Source organism: Limnobacter sp. G6BE5S, assembly GCF_058448965.1.
In genome coordinates this window covers 499,454-516,475 of the sequence record NZ_JBZFLM010000002.1, presented here as the reverse complement: position 1 = coordinate 516,475, position 17,022 = coordinate 499,454, and the positions used below count along the sequence as shown (strand labels likewise).

General features: G+C 48.2%; 18 protein-coding genes. 7 read left to right on the top strand and 11 right to left on the bottom strand.

The window, feature by feature from the left end:
• Positions 1–53: 53 nt before the first annotated feature.
• The 3 genes from ACVL1J_RS05550 to ACVL1J_RS05540 form a co-directional block, all read right to left on the bottom strand.
• Positions 54–434: a COG4315 family predicted lipoprotein gene (locus ACVL1J_RS05550; RefSeq protein WP_491665165.1), complete on the bottom strand. Its 381-nt coding sequence runs from the start codon at positions 432–434 to the stop codon at positions 54–56.
• Between the two features lie 88 nt (positions 435–522).
• Entirely contained in the window at positions 523–951 is a 429-nt protein-coding gene (locus ACVL1J_RS05545; RefSeq protein ID WP_491665164.1) for a nuclear transport factor 2 family protein, read from the bottom strand.
• A gap of 126 nt (positions 952–1,077) precedes the next feature.
• Positions 1,078–2,172, bottom strand: coding sequence for a YeiH family protein (locus ACVL1J_RS05540; RefSeq protein ID WP_491665163.1), 1,095 nt, complete (start codon positions 2,170–2,172; stop codon positions 1,078–1,080).
• Positions 2,173–2,283: 111 nt separating this feature from the next.
• Between ACVL1J_RS05540 and ACVL1J_RS05535 the strand changes: the two genes are divergently transcribed.
• The gene (locus tag ACVL1J_RS05535; RefSeq protein ID WP_491665162.1) at positions 2,284–3,189 is read left to right on the top strand and encodes a LysR family transcriptional regulator; all 906 of its coding nucleotides are present in this window, start codon (positions 2,284–2,286) and stop codon (positions 3,187–3,189) included.
• Positions 3,190–3,305: 116 nt separating this feature from the next.
• Here ACVL1J_RS05535 and ACVL1J_RS05530 read toward each other — a convergent pair whose 3' ends face one another.
• The 6 genes from ACVL1J_RS05530 to ACVL1J_RS05505 form a co-directional block, all read right to left on the bottom strand.
• Complete coding sequence (locus ACVL1J_RS05530; protein WP_491665161.1) at positions 3,306–3,434, bottom strand: hypothetical protein; 129 nt, start codon at positions 3,432–3,434, stop codon at positions 3,306–3,308.
• Between the two features lie 73 nt (positions 3,435–3,507).
• Entirely contained in the window at positions 3,508–4,242 is a 735-nt protein-coding gene (locus tag ACVL1J_RS05525; protein ID WP_156799565.1) for a helix-turn-helix domain-containing protein, read from the bottom strand.
• Between the two features lie 216 nt (positions 4,243–4,458).
• On the bottom strand, positions 4,459–4,926 hold the full coding sequence (locus ACVL1J_RS05520) for a MerR family transcriptional regulator (RefSeq protein WP_341236345.1): 468 nt from the start codon (positions 4,924–4,926) through the stop codon (positions 4,459–4,461).
• Between the two features lie 67 nt (positions 4,927–4,993).
• Positions 4,994–6,484: a hypothetical protein gene (locus ACVL1J_RS05515; protein ID WP_341236346.1), complete on the bottom strand. Its 1,491-nt coding sequence runs from the start codon at positions 6,482–6,484 to the stop codon at positions 4,994–4,996.
• The gene (locus tag ACVL1J_RS05510) at positions 6,463–7,446 is read right to left on the bottom strand and encodes an ATP-binding protein (protein WP_341236347.1); all 984 of its coding nucleotides are present in this window, start codon (positions 7,444–7,446) and stop codon (positions 6,463–6,465) included. Before ACVL1J_RS05510 ends, ACVL1J_RS05515 begins: the two co-directional genes overlap by 22 nt.
• 8 nt (positions 7,447–7,454) lie before the next feature.
• Positions 7,455–9,548, bottom strand: a complete 2,094-nt coding sequence (locus ACVL1J_RS05505) for a helix-turn-helix domain-containing protein (RefSeq protein WP_341236348.1) — start codon at positions 9,546–9,548, stop codon at positions 7,455–7,457.
• Positions 9,549–9,768: 220 nt separating this feature from the next.
• On the opposite strand from ACVL1J_RS05505, the gene ACVL1J_RS05500 reads away from it, so the two are divergent.
• Both ACVL1J_RS05500 and ACVL1J_RS05495 read left to right on the top strand, forming a co-directional pair.
• Positions 9,769–11,757: a S8 family peptidase gene (locus ACVL1J_RS05500; RefSeq protein ID WP_341236349.1), complete on the top strand. Its 1,989-nt coding sequence runs from the start codon at positions 9,769–9,771 to the stop codon at positions 11,755–11,757.
• A gap of 126 nt (positions 11,758–11,883) precedes the next feature.
• Entirely contained in the window at positions 11,884–12,102 is a 219-nt protein-coding gene (locus tag ACVL1J_RS05495) for a hypothetical protein (protein ID WP_341236350.1), read from the top strand.
• On the opposite strand, the gene ACVL1J_RS05490 is transcribed toward ACVL1J_RS05495, so the two are convergent.
• Positions 12,099–13,160, bottom strand: coding sequence for a tetratricopeptide repeat protein (locus ACVL1J_RS05490; RefSeq protein WP_491665160.1), 1,062 nt, complete (start codon positions 13,158–13,160; stop codon positions 12,099–12,101). The genes ACVL1J_RS05495 and ACVL1J_RS05490 overlap by 4 nt on opposite strands.
• Positions 13,161–13,205: 45 nt before the next feature.
• Here ACVL1J_RS05490 and ACVL1J_RS05485 point away from each other — a divergent pair, with 45 nt between their 5' ends.
• Both ACVL1J_RS05485 and ACVL1J_RS05480 read left to right on the top strand, forming a co-directional pair.
• Positions 13,206–13,481, top strand: a complete 276-nt coding sequence (locus tag ACVL1J_RS05485) for a hypothetical protein (RefSeq protein ID WP_491665159.1) — start codon at positions 13,206–13,208, stop codon at positions 13,479–13,481.
• Positions 13,478–13,876 (top strand): DUF3135 domain-containing protein, encoded by a 399-nt coding sequence (locus tag ACVL1J_RS05480; protein ID WP_159570327.1) that lies wholly within the window; start codon positions 13,478–13,480, stop codon positions 13,874–13,876. Before ACVL1J_RS05485 ends, ACVL1J_RS05480 begins: the two co-directional genes overlap by 4 nt.
• Here the strand turns inward: ACVL1J_RS05480 and ACVL1J_RS05475 are convergent.
• Complete coding sequence (locus tag ACVL1J_RS05475) at positions 13,848–14,558, bottom strand: SIMPL domain-containing protein (RefSeq protein WP_341236352.1); 711 nt, start codon at positions 14,556–14,558, stop codon at positions 13,848–13,850. The two genes, ACVL1J_RS05480 and ACVL1J_RS05475, sit on opposite strands and share 29 nt — an antisense overlap.
• 111 nt (positions 14,559–14,669) lie before the next feature.
• Between ACVL1J_RS05475 and ACVL1J_RS05470 the strand changes: the two genes are divergently transcribed.
• Both ACVL1J_RS05470 and purT read left to right on the top strand, forming a co-directional pair.
• Positions 14,670–15,749 (top strand): AI-2E family transporter, encoded by a 1,080-nt coding sequence (locus ACVL1J_RS05470; RefSeq protein WP_159570321.1) that lies wholly within the window; start codon positions 14,670–14,672, stop codon positions 15,747–15,749.
• 40 nt (positions 15,750–15,789) lie between these two features.
• Entirely contained in the window at positions 15,790–17,019 is a 1,230-nt protein-coding gene (gene purT, locus ACVL1J_RS05465) for a formate-dependent phosphoribosylglycinamide formyltransferase (protein WP_341236431.1), read from the top strand.
• Positions 17,020–17,022 lie beyond the last annotated feature (3 nt).

Here is a 17,022-nt window from a genome sequence, read left to right as displayed (position 1 = left end):
GTTCCGTCACCTTAGTCAAAAAAACCAATGCCCATTCCAAAAAATATTAAACCTTAGTCTTTGACAACATGCCACACATTGTTGAAGTTGTCTCCGGCGCGCTCACCTGGCTTGGTATCGGCAGCATACCGATAGAGCGGTTTGCCGTTGTAGGCAAGCTGTTTTGCGCCGTCGTCACGCGTGACGACAGAATACGGCAAAGATACTTGCGATCCTGCAGCCGAAGGCACAGATGGCCAGATGGCTGCGCAAGGTCCGTTGCAGGCGCATTTCCCACTGTTTTGCACATCCTGGTCAAATGTATACAGCGTCATGCCGGCGTTGCTGACCAAGACCCCATCCGCTTTCAAGGCGGGTGCCGCTTGACTCAATGCTGCACCTGCATAAAGCAGACACGCGGCAATGGCTGACAACGATTTGTAAAAAGTTTTCATCGGAGGTTCCGGTTCAATATAAACATGGGCCGAACATCAATTGGCCATGACGGATGCGAGCAGTTGGCATCACATCCATCGCGAGTTGTTAGTACGCGGCAATTGCCAGCTTCGGATCGATCTGCCATGTTTCGCTCACCAGCTTGCCATCGCGGTAGGTCAACACATACCGTACCTTGATTGGCATTTTTCCTTCGAACTGGACATTAGCGAGTACCGTTGCGCCTTTCGGATTGACCGATTCTTCCAGATTGTTGATCGTTACTTTCAGCGGGCCGACTGCCTTGCCAAATTTCTCCCAGGTGCCGCGAATGGTGTCCTGACTAACGTAGGTGCCATCGAGAGGGCCGCCGACCCAGTTGAGCTGGGCGTTATCGGCATAGCCGCGCATGATGATTGGTATGTCGCCGGCACCGATTGCCGCGAAATGCGTCTGCGCCGCGTCAGCCGCGGGACCGGCCAGGGCGCTGCCGATAGAAAGTGCGAAAAGCGATGCCGCGATAAATAATTGTTTCATGATCTTGCCTACGAAGGGGTGGTTGAGTGTGCTCACATGAAGGTAAACGCGTTGCGTGGCGATCTATTCCATATTTTTTAAAATATTTTTATCTTGGTGTTCCGGCGACTGGATCCTTTGAAAAAATTAACCCATTAAAAACACGACAATCCGGTTGATTGCGGCACCGCCAGCGATCAGCCAGCAGAATAGCAACGTTGCCAGAATCAGCGGTTTCGGACCCGCACGTCGGATCGCCGACACATGCGTAGTTAAACCAAGGGCCGCCATCGCCATTGCCAGCAACAGCGTATCAAGCTGCGTGGCTTCGATAACCAGCCGCTGTGGCAGTATCGAAAAGGAATTGATGCCGACGACGCCAACGAAAGCGAAGGCAAACCACGGAATCGCCAGACGCGGTTTCGATATGCCCGATGCAGTGCCGGCGCCGACAACGCGGCCCATGCACACCGACAGCAGGACAAGAAACGGCGCCAGCATCATTACCCTGACCATCTTCGCGATCACGGCGGCGTTGGCTGCTTCCTGGTTGATTGATTTGGCAGCCGCCACAACTTGCGCCACTTCATGCACGGTCGAGCCGATGTAGATGCCAAAATCGGCGGCTGACCGGCCAAGAATGTGCCACTGCTGGTTCAATTCATACAACAGCGGGTACAGGAAAATGGCAATGCTGCCGAACACCACGACTGTCGACACGGCAACCGTGACCTGCTCCGATTTCGCACGCACCACCGGTTCAGCCGCCATCACCGCAGCCGCGCCGCAGATCGCACTGCCGGCGCCGATCAGCATGGCCGTGTTGCGATCGAGCTTCAACAGCCGGGTACCGAGCACGAGGGAGAGCGCAAATGTCGAACTGAGCACCAAGGCATCGATGACAACGCCAGCCAGTCCGACCTGACCGACATCCTGGAACGTCAGCCGCAAGCCGTACAAGATAATACCCACGCGCAGCAGGCTTTGTTTGGAAAAATTCACGCCGGGGCCGCAGGTTGCAGCCATTCGTGGAAACACGGTATTGCCCGCCAGGATGCCCAGGACAATCGCCAGCGTCAGCGCGCTCAAGCCATGCGCCTGCAGCCATGGGAGTTGAGCCAGGGCGATCGCGCATGCTGCGATGACCGCGCTGAGTGCCAATCCAGGCAGCAAGCGCCAGACGGAGGCGCCCTGAAGTTTTGCGGGCAAGCAGGGGGTCGATGTGGTGTTGGATGGTCTCATGTGGATCTCGGGATGAAGGGTTGGTCCGAACAAAGCCCAGTGTGCGCCGTGAAGCAAAAACAATAAAACAAATTAATAAGCTAATATCTACCTTAAATTAAGGTTAATTGAATGCGTTTGACTCTTCGCCAGTTATCGATCTTTATCGCCGTGGCCGACCACGGCAGCACGACGGCGGCAGCGCACGCGATCGCCCTGTCCCAGTCGGCGGTCAGTGCTGCTCTTAACGACTTGGAAGCATTGCTGCGCACACCCTTGTTTGACCGGGTGGGAAAACGCCTGCTGATTAACGACAGTGGCCGCCTCTTATTGCCCCAGGCGCGGCAGGTGCTTGACGCAGCGACTACCATAGAGCAGCAGTTTGGCCCATCCGGTGCAGATGATGCGACGGGGCTGCATATTGGTAGCAGCACGACCATCGGCACCTATGTCTTGCCGCAGATCCTGGCAAATCTTGGGGTGCAGAGTGCACCTGGCATTGCACGGGTGATGGTGGCCAACAGCGCCGATGTGGCGCAGGCGGTAGCCAATTTCACCGTGGACGTTGGCCTGATCGAGGGAACATGCCAGCAGCCGGAACTGCACGTTGAGCCCTGGATCATCGATGAATTGATTATCGTGTGCGCGCCGTCGCATCCACTGGTCGACGGCAAGACGCATGGCAAGGTTACGCTCGACCGCATGCGGGAGACGGGTTGGCTGCTGCGTGAACCGGGATCGGGTACACGCGAAGCAGTGCAAAATGCCTTGCTTCCGCATCTGCACGTCTTACGGGAGACAGGTGAATTCAGCAATTCGGAGGCGATCAAGCACGCTGCGGCAGCCGGCATGGGCGTGGCGTGCCTGCCCCGGCTAGTGGTCGCGGATTTAATCGACATGGGCAAGCTGGTGGAGATAAGAACGGCACTGCCGCCCATGCAGCGTCATTTCTACCTCGTACATCGAAAACACAAGTTGCTATCGGCACGCCTGTCTCGGTTCATGGACGTGTGCCGTCGCTGGAACGTGCAACAGTGAAACGAGTCGGTTACCCTCGTGTGATGTTGCGTGAAGAGTATCAGGAAGGGTGTCTTCATGGTCTAGGTTCCAAGATGGATCGTACGGCAAGACCCTTTCCAAGACGGCCACTGCGCTCATGCCAGCACCAGCAACCAAGAGGCATACGGCCAATGAGAAACACCTGCTTCAATTAATAAGAGCTGAGCAAAGGCGGTGATACCGAAAATAATCGGATATGAGCCCAAGCGAACTAATTCATTCATGACGGATTCCCCAAGATTTGTTGATGAACGCCAATACTCAACGAATCTGTTCCCTTTGTATTGAATGAAAGAGCTACCGATTTTTATGGCTTGTTATTGCCGTTTGGGCGCTCATGTAGGTAATTCCAAACGCATGTGCAAACGCCCGGCTCATGTGAGCCTGATCACTAAATCCTCCAGCGAGGGCTGCGTCGATTGGAGACTCTCCCGCTAGCATCGCGTTAATCGCCAAACGGAGTTTTAGCCATTTTTTGTAACTCCTAACCGGAATTCCGAGTTGTTCCACGAACCAATGTGAGAATCTGGAAGGCGACATACCCGCGATCTCTGCCAAAGAGAAGCGGTTTGTGTAATCTTCCTCATTCAAAGCAGAATTTATGCGGGAAAGTACAGAATATATTCTTGAATCCATTGTTTGACTTGGACGCAAGACAGTCAGTATCGCTTCTAGAGGGTTTTTTGCATTGACCAACGTCTTAAGGCAACTTGTGAGCTCTAAAGCCCCCCAACTGTCATTTAGACCTGAGCTTGGGTCAACCAAATGGTCGAACAATCGGGATGCTGGGTCAAAGTAAAACGAGCAAACTTTTCCGGTCACAAGGCGATGTTCGACGTTGGGTCTGAAATATGCAGCTTGAACAGATAAACAGTCTAAACCTGGTATCTCCACATAAAAAGTATCCTCTAACGCGATGGTGATTTGGGCTGCCCAGTGCCGATGCATTGTGTTGTCTCCGACATTGCCTCGGAATACACCGATGCCGTCTGCAATCAACAAGTCACCCATCCAGTTCGTTTTTTCACTCACGTGAAACTCTACCCAAAAGACAACCGGGCCGATGCGGCCCGGTCTAACTAACGCTTTACGCGCAAAGTGGGCATGCTGCCAAGGCTACCCCTACAAGACCAAACACACCAACCGCGGCTGCGAACATTTTAACTTTCATCGCAAAATCTCCTTTAACAAGACAAGGGAACACTCCCATATCGATCGTGCACCTTCCATCCGCTGGAAGGTCAAGCGCTATTTTTTGGCATCGTTTCTGATGGGAATAATGTAGTCAGCAATTAGAAACTCACCTTCTGGTTCATTCGGGTTTTGTGCAAGTTCATGCGCGATTGCAGCATTATTCGCCTGAATGTCCGTCAACTTTTGTTCTAGCGCCTCGAGGTGAATCTTCACTTGTTGGACTTCAACTAATTTTAACGCGATTAATTCGTCTACTTTCGCTCTGGAGCCACAACCGCAGGCTGGTCCCTGATTGTAATAATCTAGAACTGACTGAATGTCTTTGATCGAGAAGTCAAGTTCGCGTGCCTTTTTGACAAAATCAAGTCTGGATAAGTCCTCTTGCCCGAAAACGCGGTTTTTGCCGGAGGTAAACCAAGACTCAGAAGTAGCCCTTTTCGGTGCAATCAAGCCCTGGTCCTCGTAGAATCGAATAGTTTTAGGACTCAAGCCGAGTTGCTTAGCTACTTCGCTGATTTTCATATACTAGAACCTCAAGATTCGACATTCAATAAACTAAGTGAATGATGCACTAGATAAATGTTACATTTCAATCAATTTGAACATTAAACAAACGGTATTGATTCTGAACTTTTTGAAGTGACAGCAACGCCCGACTTCTTGGTGGAAAGTGATCTGGTTTTTCTCCAGATTCAATTCTATTAAGCCATACCCTAGCATCATGAATGTAAGACTTTACAAGTTCATCGCACATAGAATCTAAGGCAAGCATCTGTTCTGAAGAAAAGTTGGGTATAGAAAATTCTTGAAATTTTACCCTGTTAAAACTAAAAAGAGTATTGATTTTATTTTCAGAAATGTTCCTTTTTACTGGAATGAATGAGGCGGATTTTACCAAATCCTCATTCATTAAATGAAAATTATTAAAATATTGCAAGCGCCTGCTACGAATGCTGGTGTAAAGAGGGGGAAGCCATAACTCAGTAAGCCAATCTATTAATAGATCATGAATCAGCACGCCACAATATAGGTCCTTGATATTAGAAGATGTCCATATCCCATCATTTTCATGCAAGTACCAGAATTTTTCAGTTTTATTCAATAAATCTAATTTTAATTCGTCGAAGAAATTGAGTAAAGATTTAATAAATGACGCTTCATTTTTTCGATGAAGGTAACAGAAAGATGAATAAACTACAGGAAGGGCTAGATATTGGAAATATGTGAAGTTTTCAAAAAATGAAAAACCAGAATTGTTAGAAATTGAGAGTGAATTTATTTTTCTGATCGCGTTAGTTGGAATCGTAAACTCACGAAGAGACTCTGGGAGTGATAATTCTTTTACTAAAACGAAATGTGCGCATTGTTCGGGAATAGCACAATCCATATTTTTGAATGTATGAAGATGTTTGCCTAATTTTTTATCGCAAATTTCTTTCAAAGAAAAATTCCATTTGTCTAGGTCGTTAAGGACAGTGGAGAACTGACTTGGTACATTATGCTTTTTCGTTTGTGGTGTAGGGAAATCTGGGCAAAAAATGCGAATAAAGTTTATGTGGCATTTGACACTTCTTTCCTTTAACCGAATGACTCGATGATTACAAGAGAAAATTTCAAACTTTACGTTGTGAAATAGGCATCGATCTAAGTACTTCAATGACGCATGTTCTGGCAGTTTGTAACTTTTAATGCATTCTGGACAATAACGAATAATTTTTTCTTGATGACGTGTATTCACGTAGTAGTCTTGTATTAAAGGAATTCCAAGAATATTTAAATCGCCAGAACTTTTTGTAATTAAATTATTTTGTATGTAAGCCTGGTTACTAAAGATTGAGAAAAGATACTTTAAAGAACGATGCTCGGATAAACCAAGATTATAGATATCAATGAAAAAGTATTGGTTAAAAAATTCATTGATTTGTTCAATTTTTAATTTATTTAGTAATGCAAATTTCGCCAACAAAAAATAGGTATTGTCATTAGTATCGTACAGCTCTGATCTCCAGTTGAAGAGTTGATATTTATATTGTTGTTCTTTATGAGAATTTATCTCAATCAATCTGTGGAAGTTGTCCATATCTGTGACGTAAGGTTTTGTTGAACAAGTATATTTGAAATATATTGTGAATTCAGGTTCGACTCCAGATGATCAAATGACTTGTTGCCCATATCTTTTAATATTCTCTCAATTAAATTTGCGATTTGATTCATGGGAATTTCAATCTGATCCGATTTTGGTTTAAACGATTTGAATGCTAAATTGTACTTTTCAATCAGTTCATTCCAAATTAAGAATGCCAAGCTTGTTAAACGAAAGCCATCATCAAAAGCGTTTGATAAAAAATACTTTGTATAACTTACACCGCTATTTTCTGGCCACTCGGAATCCTCATCGTATCCTTCTAGAATGTATTCCAGTTCATTTAATGATCTAATTCCGTGAAATCGAGCATGGTGCATTAGAAATCTTGTTACGATATGTGCATCACCCGTTCTTGCAAAAAAATTGGGTTGGAATGAAATTTGATGTGAGCCTACTGAAATGATACTTAACCTATACCCTTCTAGATCGAGCTCATTTTGTAAGCTCAATAGCCAATGCCATTCATTTAGTAAAACCAATTGAGCCTCATCAATCAGTATTACGATGTAGTTGTATTTGACTCTGTTGGCTAGTGTAATAAGATGTTGTTTGAATAGGAATTTTGCCTCCATTTTTGCTTTTGGTTTGATTGGATTTTTGAACTCAAATCTTGAGGCCATTAGAAGAAGATTCCAAAATTCTCTCTCGGATTTGCTATTGGTTGGATGTGACCAAATCATCAAAGGGAATTCAGTATCGAACTTTTCATTGAGTATCTTAGCCAAGAAGGATTTTATGCCTTTCGATTTTCCGAATCGAGAAGGTCCATAAATGTAGCCACCAGTCTGACGTTGCTCAATCCATCTGGTGATTGTTTCGCACATTTCATGAATAGGAGGGGTATAAATCGCATATTCTTGTGTGCAAACCGGATGATCACGTGAAATCTCAGTCATCGTCGTCTCTATTTATTTTCAGCTTTTCGTCGTGGTGGAAGTGATGCGGAATTTTGGGTATGCGCTGTAGCGTCGGAGGTGTGGGGTGCGATATTCTGCTTATTCCTGCTAGCAGTATTGTTTTTGGTTGTAGAGCGTGACTTGGCTTTATCTTCAGTGTTGTCGGTAATCCGGCTTTCCATGCTTTTATTGGTTTCATTTGAAGCCATATCAGACTGTATGGTTTCGTTGTCAGGGACCTGATGGATAGTGTCGTTGGATTGAACCAGAAAATTTCGAGCTGTTAGATAGGCTGGATGAGGAGGAAACTTACCTCCTGATGCTTCCACCTCGGCAATGTAGGATTCCACCGCATCTTGTTGATTCTGCAGAGAGAATTTGCCTTGACGAATTAATCCGCAGATTAGTCTTCGGGTCTCAAAGTTGTGAGGAACGCGATTCCATGGAGGTGATACGCGTAAATTGTCGATATGTTCACCAGTCAGTGAAGATGCCTTGATGACCCTGGAGTCTGAATCAGAATCGGCTGTGATCCAGATTTTTTTCCCAGCCAAATCTAGTCTTTGACCCAATATTGGACTGGTGTAAATACCATTCTCGAAATTGACGTATGGCCTCTTTCCGGCGTCCAGACCACCTTTAACCATGCACAGCTTTCTGTAACTGAAAAAAGTGTCAAGGTGTTGTGGATCAATCACTCTGGGCTGGAATGTCTTGCTAAGAACCAGATATTGCAGGTACTGAAGGGGTGATCGACCACTAAGTCTTGAGTGGATTCTCGCGTTGTAATTAGCAATGATGATGTCGAGGAGTTCTTCCGCATACTCGTACTGGAACTCCGAGGCTACCGCGACTCCGATTGGATCTCTGCCCTTGGTTGCACCAGGGTAGTTCCCTGTGGTGTTCGAGATTTTCTGGAATCCTAATATTCCGAGTTTGTTAAAAAAGCTTTCGATGAAAGGTCGGTCGTCTTTTGTTCGTCTTATTGCATACGAATTCTCTGGCGTCAGAAGAATCGACCCAACCGAATTTTTTAGTACTTCTGTGACCACCTTTGCTTTTTCGGCCAGTGCACCATCAATTGAGGTTTCGTCCCAGCATATGCCCACAAATTGCTTCCCTAAAACACTAGGAAACCCGGCGCCATCGATATAAAAGTCTTTGTCGGTGTGGTGCAGCTTTTTTTTCGTCCAAGGCGACAGGGACTTCTTAATGACCCGAAGTACGTCTTCTTTAGAAATCTCTTTTCGAAGACTCATGTGATATCCAAGCACCAATCGAGTCACCACCTCAATAATCACGATCACCCAGATTCTATGGATCAGTACGTTCTGGTAGCCACCCTCAAGTAAAGGAATCGCAACGGTGAAGCGCCCATCAATTTTGTGGGCGTCCATTTCTACACGTTGAAACGGGCGGTGAACTGGTCGATCAACACCATCTCCCGCCTGCATTTTCCTTTGAAGTTCATTTCCACCGTGTATCAGGATTGCCTTGCCAGGGTTTTCGTGAAGCACCTTATCAATGTATTTAATGATTGAGTGATATCCGTTCGTTTTAGTATTAAAAGGCCACTCCCCTTTGATTTCAAGACCTTTCTCTCTAAGACTTTGGAGAAACCAGAGCCAAATCGATCGTTTTGAAGTTGACAACATTCCAAGCTTTTTTCGAGTATTGGGGACTTTAAGAATTTTTTTGTGTAGAGCTTCCCTGACGTCCGGATAAGTGTCTAGTAGCGTTTGAAAAGCGCCCACACCACCATGCCCCCAACGATTAATAACGATTGGTGTTCGCCTTTTAAACTGGACAATTCTGGTTTGTGGAATTAGTGCTCGCCAGCCGTAAATTTGGCCGTCTGGATGATCTCGAATACACCTTTCGGTAATTAACCGATAGATATGCGGTTCTGAGATGCCGTATTCTTCACGAATCGCAGCGACTTTGCTACCGCTCAAATAGGCTTTGATTGCTTCTTTTCTACTGAGAAATTTGGCGAGCGTAGCTGGCTCTAGGGAGGCCTCGTCAAAACCTGGCCAAATAGTGAAGTCTGCCCAAATGGTGTCACTTAAACCTTTAATATGTCGCGTCGACTCTGAGGCCATCGTAGAACCTTTGGCAGGACCGTGTTTATTTACTTTACCTTTTTAATCTATAGTCTGTCTACTTTACAACTGTGCTTTCAAGGAAAGTTAGCTCACTTGTCAAGCACACTCAATCAATGTGTTAATTATCAAAGACTTGCGTCGAACACCATCTTTACAACTCTTGTAGAACAGCCGTCTTCCCAGTACCATTAATAATAATCACACTCAGGGTCTTCCCATGCTGTCGCGCTCGTCTGTTCATAGCGGTTTGTTCGTTTTGCTTGTCCTGTTTTCCTCCGCATCATGGTCTGCGGATCGCTGGGTTATTCAATTCAAGGAAAACACCGATCGCGCCACGAACCAGACTTCGCTTGAAGCACGTCGCGCTGCAATTTCCTCGACCTTGGCGGTACTTACAAAAGCCCACAAACGGACCTTTCAGCTTGTTCGCCCTTTTGGCGAGTCTGGCGCGGTGGTTGTGACGCCAAGCCATGCGGATTCTGAACAGTTCCGTTTGCGTTTGTTGTCAGACCCGCTCGTTGAATCCGTTCAGCCAGATCGCCGTATCCAATTGCGTGCGCAGTCACCCTTGATTGGATTGCTGAATGCGCTTGATCCGGCCCGCCGCAGCCGCTCCTGGTTTCACCAGGACATTGGCACGCAGCCAGCGTCGATAAATACCGGGGCCATGTGGGCCAATTTTCATGGCACAGCGCCCACAGTTGTCGCAGTTCTGGACACCGGGGTTTTGCCCTCGCATCTCATGTTGCAAGGTCATTTGCTTCCCGGTTACGATTTTGTGGCCGACCCAGTGATTGCGGCTGATGGTCAAAGCAGCTCGGGTTCTGACCGCGATGCAGACCCGACCGATCCAGGTGACGGTGTTGGCCCAGCCGATCTCCTGGCTGATCCCGCTTGTTCCAGTTTGAGTCAATCCAGTTGGCATGGCACTTTTGTGTCTGCATTGCTTGCCGGTAACCCGGTTCCTGCCGAAGGTGTGTTTTCGGTCAACTGGAATGCGGTGGTGGTGCCAGTTCGCGTACTTGGCAAGTGCGGTGGGTTTTCGAGTGATTTGGCCGATGGCATTCGTTGGGCGGCAGGGCTTGGTGTGTTAGGCGTGCCCAACAACCCCTTCCCTGCCAAAGTGATCAACTTAAGCCTGGGTGCAGAAGGTGCTTGCGTACCTTCTATTGAGGGCGCTGCAATTGCGGCTGCTCGCCAGGCAGGTTCATTGGTGGTGGTTGCCGCAGGCAACGATGGCAGCACAGTGGATTCACCTGCGAATTGCCCAGGGGCCTTTGGCGTTGCCGCGATTGATCAAGAAGGTTTGAAGGCCAATTACAGCAATTTTGGTTCGAGTATTCAGCTTTCTGCACCGGGTGGAGATGGCGCATTTCCCATTTGGAGTGCGTCCAATACTGGTTTCGCGGGGCCGTTGACCAACACATACAACACCAAAATCGGTACCAGCTTTTCTTCGCCCTTGGTGGCAGGCGCGGCTTCACTTTATTGGTCCTTGAATCCTTCTGCGTCGGTGGCTACAGTTGAAAATCTGTTGAAAACCACGGCCCGTCCATTTTTGTCCTTGGGTGGCAGCCCCACCTGCACTGGCGATACCCTTGGGGTTGAGTGCAATTGCACGCGAGCCTTGTGTGGCGCAGGTATGTTGGACGTTGCTAATCTGATTAATACGCAAGCCTCCGGTGGACTGACGAATTTGTTTTCCAACTCTGGCAATGTGATTCCACCCGGGCAAACCCGAACTTTTTCGTCTACCGGTTCTCTGAATACGTCGGGACAGGAAGTCGCTTCTGTCAGCTTTGACGTCATCAATGTGTTGAAATCGTCTCCAGATGCGTCCAATCCTGTGTTGTCGGCCAGTGGTCTGACTGTGGATGTAACAGCGCCTGCGGGTGTCAGTGGTTTTGATTTGCGTGCACAAACCGCCAGTGGCAGAACCGCCATAGCGTCTGTCATTGTGGCCAATCCTGGGGCGACCTCCCCTACTTTACTGGCCAGTCTTCTTTCGCCATTGATTAACGGTGCTTCCGCGGGTGCAGGTGCACCCTCCTCGGCCGTTGGCGATGCCGTTGTTGGTGATTCAGGCAACGGTACTGGTTCCAGTGGCGGCAGTGGCGGCGGCGGTGGCGGTGGCGCCTTGAATTTGTTGGGTTTGTTAGCCTGTATTTCTTTACTTCATTGTTTTAAAAGGAAAAATGAAGATTGATTTGAACTTGTTTGGGTAAATACAACGTTAGAAGTGGCGCTCCAATCTGTGACATCACTCAATGGTAAAGTTCAATTGTTGACTCATTGGTCAGCAATTGATGCAGTAAATTTTGAGAGGTGTTGTATGAAAGCTCTTCGTTCTTATCCAGGTGTATTGGTGTTGTTGTTGATCGCGTCGGCCATGCTGGTTCATGGTTTTGTGGATTACATCAACTATGAAGTAGCAAGTCCGAGTATTTTGGCAGCTTTGGGCTGTGTGTTCTCCGCGTTGCTCTTGGTGGCCGTGTATGAGTTCAAATCATTCAAGTTCAACCGTAAGCTGGCGCGTAACAACAAAGCTTAATTGCGTTTGACACTGTCTGAAGGGCCAGTTTTCGCCGCATTCTGCGCGGCGATGACGGCCTGTAAGTTCTTTTGTGTGCTTTGTGTCAAAGGGTCGTCGCCCCCCAAGGCATCGGACCGAATAATATAAGCCCGGCTCAAGGCGATCTCCGCCCGCTTTAAATCCCCTGCCCTGTACAGCACCACGCCAAGGTTATTCAAAGATTGGCTTGTTCTAATGTCGTTGGGACCAAATGCCGCTTGTCGTACTTCAAAGGCTGTTTGGTAGTTTCTTGCTGCTTCTTGTAATTGATCGCTGCGCATTTGAAGTGTGCCGAGAAATGTCAGAATTTCAGCGCGAATGGGTTCAACTTTGTATTCAGGTGAAGAATTGATAATTTCAGCAAGCACCTGAAAGCTCTCCAGTGCATCCCGTTCTTTCTCCATGTCCAGCAGGCCCACTGCGTGATTCATGCGTGTTTCAAGGGTTCTGGCATTTGTTTTCCCCAGTCGTATTTCATAGACAATGCGCGAGCGCTTGAAGGCCGCTTCAGATTGTGCCTTCTTGCTTTGTAACGCATAGTAAGTGCCCAGTGCGTCTTGAACCATACCCGCTGGCAACGAATATCGTCCAATTGACTGTTCAACCGTGGTCAAGGTTTTCAGAAGATGTTCTTCAGCGCGCTCCGCCCGGTTGGACTGCGCATAGGTTTGGCCAATCAAGACCTGCAGGCGTGTCCATGACTCGGCTGCCGACTGATTTTCACGACTCAACGGGCTGTATTGGCTGGCTTCATTCCATGTGGATATCGCCAAATCTGCCTCGTTTTGTGCAAGGTAAGCTTTTCCCAGGGTTTCGAGAATTTTTACCCGTTTTTCTTGTGTAACTGGCCCGGTCAATTCAAGTCTGCAAGTCTCTACAGTGATGCCAACGGGCTCTTTGCCAAAGCTGTTTTCACAGCGGGTGAAATTTGAACTCACTTCTTGAGCCAAAGCGGCTGGCGCAAGCGCCCATGCGAATACACCCAAGAAAAAAGAAAAAGTCCAAGCGCTTTTCATAAACACCATTGTTGTTGTCATTCGATTGTTGTAACTGAAGAGTATTACTAAAACCAATTGCTGTGTTTGGCAGTACAAAGGTTAATAGCAACATTACTAGTCATCATGGGCCATCATTCAAGCGTTGAAGTAAACCGGGTAGAAAGTTTGGGAAAGAAATTTGAAACTCTCGCACTGGTTGACAGACTCATGGAAGAGAACGAAGCTCTTAGACATGAGCTTAACCTAAAAACTGCCCGTTTAAGGACTCTGCAAAAAGCAGTGCATGCGTTTTTGATGGGAACAGACGATCAAGACAGCAACAAAGCCAAGCTCATTGAGCAAAGCAAGGAGCAGCCATGACACATTTTGATTTCAAGGAATGGGCCGACCTGTATCAGGTAGACCCGGTCGCTTTTGAGCAGCGCCGTGAGGCCGTACTGGAAGGTTACGTGGCCAGTGTCGATCCTGAGCACCGTTTGGCGCTAGAGCAAACTCTGTTTAAAATCCGCATGATTCGCCAGCGCTCTAAAAGTCCGCTGCAATCGGCCATGGAGTCTTCCAAATTAATGTGGGAATCTTTTGGCAAGTTGCGCGAACAAGTTCAAAAACTGGAGCAGGAGTTGAGCCCTGCCCCCTTGAAACAAAACGGCTTGCGCTTGGTTGATCAGGTTGATCGCCTTACAGATCGAGCCGAACCCGTGGCCAATGTGGCTCGCGTGATTCCTTTTACGGCTTCAGGCAAACGCGCCCATTAACTGACACACTCAGTTTGCTTGAGCCCGCTGCGGGGGCAACTTCCATGCCCTTGCTCATCATGTCTGCTGATGCAGCGTACATTCTTGGGTAAGTCGGTGCGCCCTGGTTTTCATCATTGATGGATACTTCGCCCAAGGTGTAGCCGGTTTTACCAAATCCCTTTGCCGCAACGCTTGCCTTGTTTTGAAATTCCTTCATTGCACTTTGCAATAATTTTTCACGGCTTTGTTCAATGCGGGCTTCGCTTGGGAAATAGTCCAGATTACTTAGCGTAAGACCATCGGCAACATTCAAGTTCTTCTCTGTTTTCAATGCCTGCACAGGCATTTCAAAGGTAAGTGAACCCACGCCCTGCCAGCCCTGTATCACATTGTTTTTTCCGTATTGCGGATAGGTTTGAATGTTGTTTTTCAGTTTTGTGATGTCTTTGTTTTTCGACAAATTATTGATCGATTTCTCCAGAACCGTATTGACGGCAGTCATGGCCTCGTTCGCAGTGCCCGCCTGAATTTGAACTTGCCAGTTCAATCGCACCATGTCGTTGTCCACATCTTCACTGCTAATCGCGTTGAGGTTGACCGCGGGGGTTTTCTCGCACAGGTCAGCGTACGCAGCCGATGGGGCTAGCAAACCCACTGAGGTGCCAAGTAAAGCGATTCGCAAGGTGTTGGATAATTTCATGTGTCTTCTCGTGAAAGTGAAATAACAGTCAATTTGCAATTCAGGCATTGCTACAATGATTGAACCACAAACAAGCATTCAAATAACGCGTAATCCGCATGACTGGCTGACATGGCAGAACACCTGAGACAACCGAAGTCCCTGATCAGCACCCTGTTTACTGTGTTGATTTTGGTAGGGGCAGCAATAGTATTGTCGCCATTCCTGCTGGCTATTCTATGGGCTGGCATTATTGCCACAGCATTCTGGCCACTGCACTGCCGCATCCGCGGACGTTTTCCCGGAAAGCCCAATGGCGCAGCATTTCTAACCACGCTGGTGGTTGCATTCCTGTTGGTAGGTCCCATGATCGGCTTGATCGTGTTCATGGTTCAAGACATTCTTCAGATCACTAATTTTCTGCGACAGGCCGACGATGCGGGCGTTGCAGTGCCGGACTGGTTGCCTCAAATTCCAGTGCTCGGCGACATGCTCGTGGCCAGCTGGAAAGAGTATTTGAGTGTGCCCAAACAAATTTCCGGATTGCTGCGAGAAACCCTGACCCAACGTTTGGGTGACGTACAAGGTACAGCTTCAGCTATTTTGCTGGAATTGCTTGGGCGGGTTGCGACGTTGTTTTTTGCTTTGTGGGTGCTGTTCTTTTTTTACCGCGATGGTTCCAGCATCAGCATTCGAATGAACCGAATTGGCACGGATTGGCTTGGGCAACGCTGGAAGCCATATGTATCGCACATGCCCCCTGCCCTGCGCGCGGCCGTCAACGGTTTGGTCATTGTAAGTTTCGCAGAGGCCGTTATTTTGTCCCTTTTATTTGCAGCGTCTGGCGTTTATGCACCCGTGCTGTTGGGCACGATCACGGCATTGATTGCGTTTATCCCGATGGCTGCGCCTGGGCTGCTCGCGATATTGGGCATGATTCTGTTTTTAAGCGGTAACGGGGCCGAGGCCATTGTGCTGATCACAGTGGGCATGCTGGTGGTGCTGATTGCCGATTACCTGGTGCGGCCTTTGCTCATACAGGGTGGCACGCATTTGCCATTCCTGGCCGTGTTGTTTGGCGTATTTGGCGGGGTAATCACCATGGGCATTGTTGGCTTGATTATTGGTCCGGTGCTGCTGGTTTTATTGGTTGTGTTTTTTGATGAGGCCTCGCATGCGCATCATCAAGATACCCCCGAGTCCATCAATTAAATAATGATTTAAACAAGTGAGTTTCACCATGACAACAGCCATTCAATTTCCAACACAAATCGGCACCCCGCTGGCTTCCAACGCATTGAAAGTGATGCTGCTGGGCAGTGGTGAACTGGGTAAAGAAGTGATCATTGCCTTTCAGCGTTTGGGGGTTGAGGTTATTGCGGTAGATCGCTACCCCAACGCGCCCGGCCATCAGGTTGCGCATCGTTTTCATGTGATCGACATGACGAATGCAAATGCCTTGAAAGCCCTGATTGCGCAAGAGAAGCCCCACATTGTTGTGCCTGAAATTGAAGCGATTGCCACGCCTGCATTGAAGGAGCTTGAGGCCGCAGGCGCAGTGCGCGTTGTGCCAACGGCCAATGCCGCTTGGTTGACCATGAATCGAGAAGGCATTCGACGTTTGGCAGCGGAAGAGTTGAAGTTAAGTTGTTCGCACTATGCATTTGCAGACGATTTTGACACCTTGAAGCGTGCCGTGGAAAAAGGTATCGATGGGCAAAAGCCCGTTGGCTACCCTTGCATTATCAAACCCGTGATGTCTTCTTCTGGCAAAGGGCAATCAAAGGTAGACCACGCCGGTGAACTAGAGGCGGCCTGGGATTATGCAGGCAGTGCGGGTCGCGTGAATTCCGGTCGAGTTATTGCTGAATCGGTTGTGGAATTCGATTACGAAATTACCTTGCTGACCGTGCGTTCTCGCAACCCAAAAAACGGTGCGATTGAAACGTCGTATTGCGAGCCTGTGGGCCACATTCAGGTAGGCGGTGATTATGTTGAAAGTTGGCAGCCGCAACCCATGAGCACGAAAGCGCTTGAAGACGCCAAACACATGTCTGACCGCGTAACCACTGCCTTGGGTGGCACCGGCTTGTTTGGTGTTGAAATGTTTGTGAAAGGTGATGAGGTGTGGTTTTCCGAAGTCAGCCCCCGCCCCCACGACACGGGCATGGTCACCATGATTACCCAGTGGCAAAACGAATTCGAACTGCACGCACGCGCCATTCTTGGATTGCCTGTAGACACCAGCTTGAAAACACCAGGTGCCAGCGCGGTGATTTACGGTGGCGTTGAAAAGGTGGGTATTGCTTTTGAGGGCGTTGCCGATGCCTTGGCAGAGCCTGGTACGGATGTGCGTTTGTTTGGCAAACCAGAGTCGTTTGTAAAGCGCCGCATGGGTGTGGCGCTTGCACGCGATCCAAATGTGGATGAAGCGCGTGCAAAGGCCAAACGGGTTGCTGCAAAAGTGAAGCCTGTTGGCTAATTG

Coding starts and splice junctions, on each gene's coding strand:
- ACVL1J_RS05500 (WP_341236349.1), top strand. CDS start 9,769: ATGCTGTCGCGCTCGTCTGTTCATAGCGGTTTGTTCGTTTTGCTTGTC.
- ACVL1J_RS05530 (WP_491665161.1), bottom strand. CDS start 3,434: ATGAATGAATTAGTTCGCTTGGGCTCATATCCGATTATTTTCGGTATC.
- ACVL1J_RS05490 (WP_491665160.1), bottom strand. CDS start 13,160: ATGACAACAACAATGGTGTTTATGAAAAGCGCTTGGACTTTTTCTTTT.
- ACVL1J_RS05480 (WP_159570327.1), top strand. CDS start 13,478: ATGACACATTTTGATTTCAAGGAATGGGCCGACCTGTATCAGGTAGAC.
- ACVL1J_RS05545 (WP_491665164.1), bottom strand. CDS start 951: ATGAAACAATTATTTATCGCGGCATCGCTTTTCGCACTTTCTATCGGC.
- ACVL1J_RS05540 (WP_491665163.1), bottom strand. CDS start 2,172: ATGAGACCATCCAACACCACATCGACCCCCTGCTTGCCCGCAAAACTT.
- ACVL1J_RS05515 (WP_341236346.1), bottom strand. CDS start 6,484: ATGGACAACTTCCACAGATTGATTGAGATAAATTCTCATAAAGAACAA.
- ACVL1J_RS05470 (WP_159570321.1), top strand. CDS start 14,670: ATGGCAGAACACCTGAGACAACCGAAGTCCCTGATCAGCACCCTGTTT.
- ACVL1J_RS05520 (WP_341236345.1), bottom strand. CDS start 4,926: ATGAAAATCAGCGAAGTAGCTAAGCAACTCGGCTTGAGTCCTAAAACT.
- ACVL1J_RS05505 (WP_341236348.1), bottom strand. CDS start 9,548: ATGGCCTCAGAGTCGACGCGACATATTAAAGGTTTAAGTGACACCATT.
- ACVL1J_RS05475 (WP_341236352.1), bottom strand. CDS start 14,558: ATGAAATTATCCAACACCTTGCGAATCGCTTTACTTGGCACCTCAGTG.
- ACVL1J_RS05510 (WP_341236347.1), bottom strand. CDS start 7,446: ATGACTGAGATTTCACGTGATCATCCGGTTTGCACACAAGAATATGCG.
- ACVL1J_RS05495 (WP_341236350.1), top strand. CDS start 11,884: ATGAAAGCTCTTCGTTCTTATCCAGGTGTATTGGTGTTGTTGTTGATC.
- ACVL1J_RS05535 (WP_491665162.1), top strand. CDS start 2,284: ATGCGTTTGACTCTTCGCCAGTTATCGATCTTTATCGCCGTGGCCGAC.
- ACVL1J_RS05550 (WP_491665165.1), bottom strand. CDS start 434: ATGAAAACTTTTTACAAATCGTTGTCAGCCATTGCCGCGTGTCTGCTT.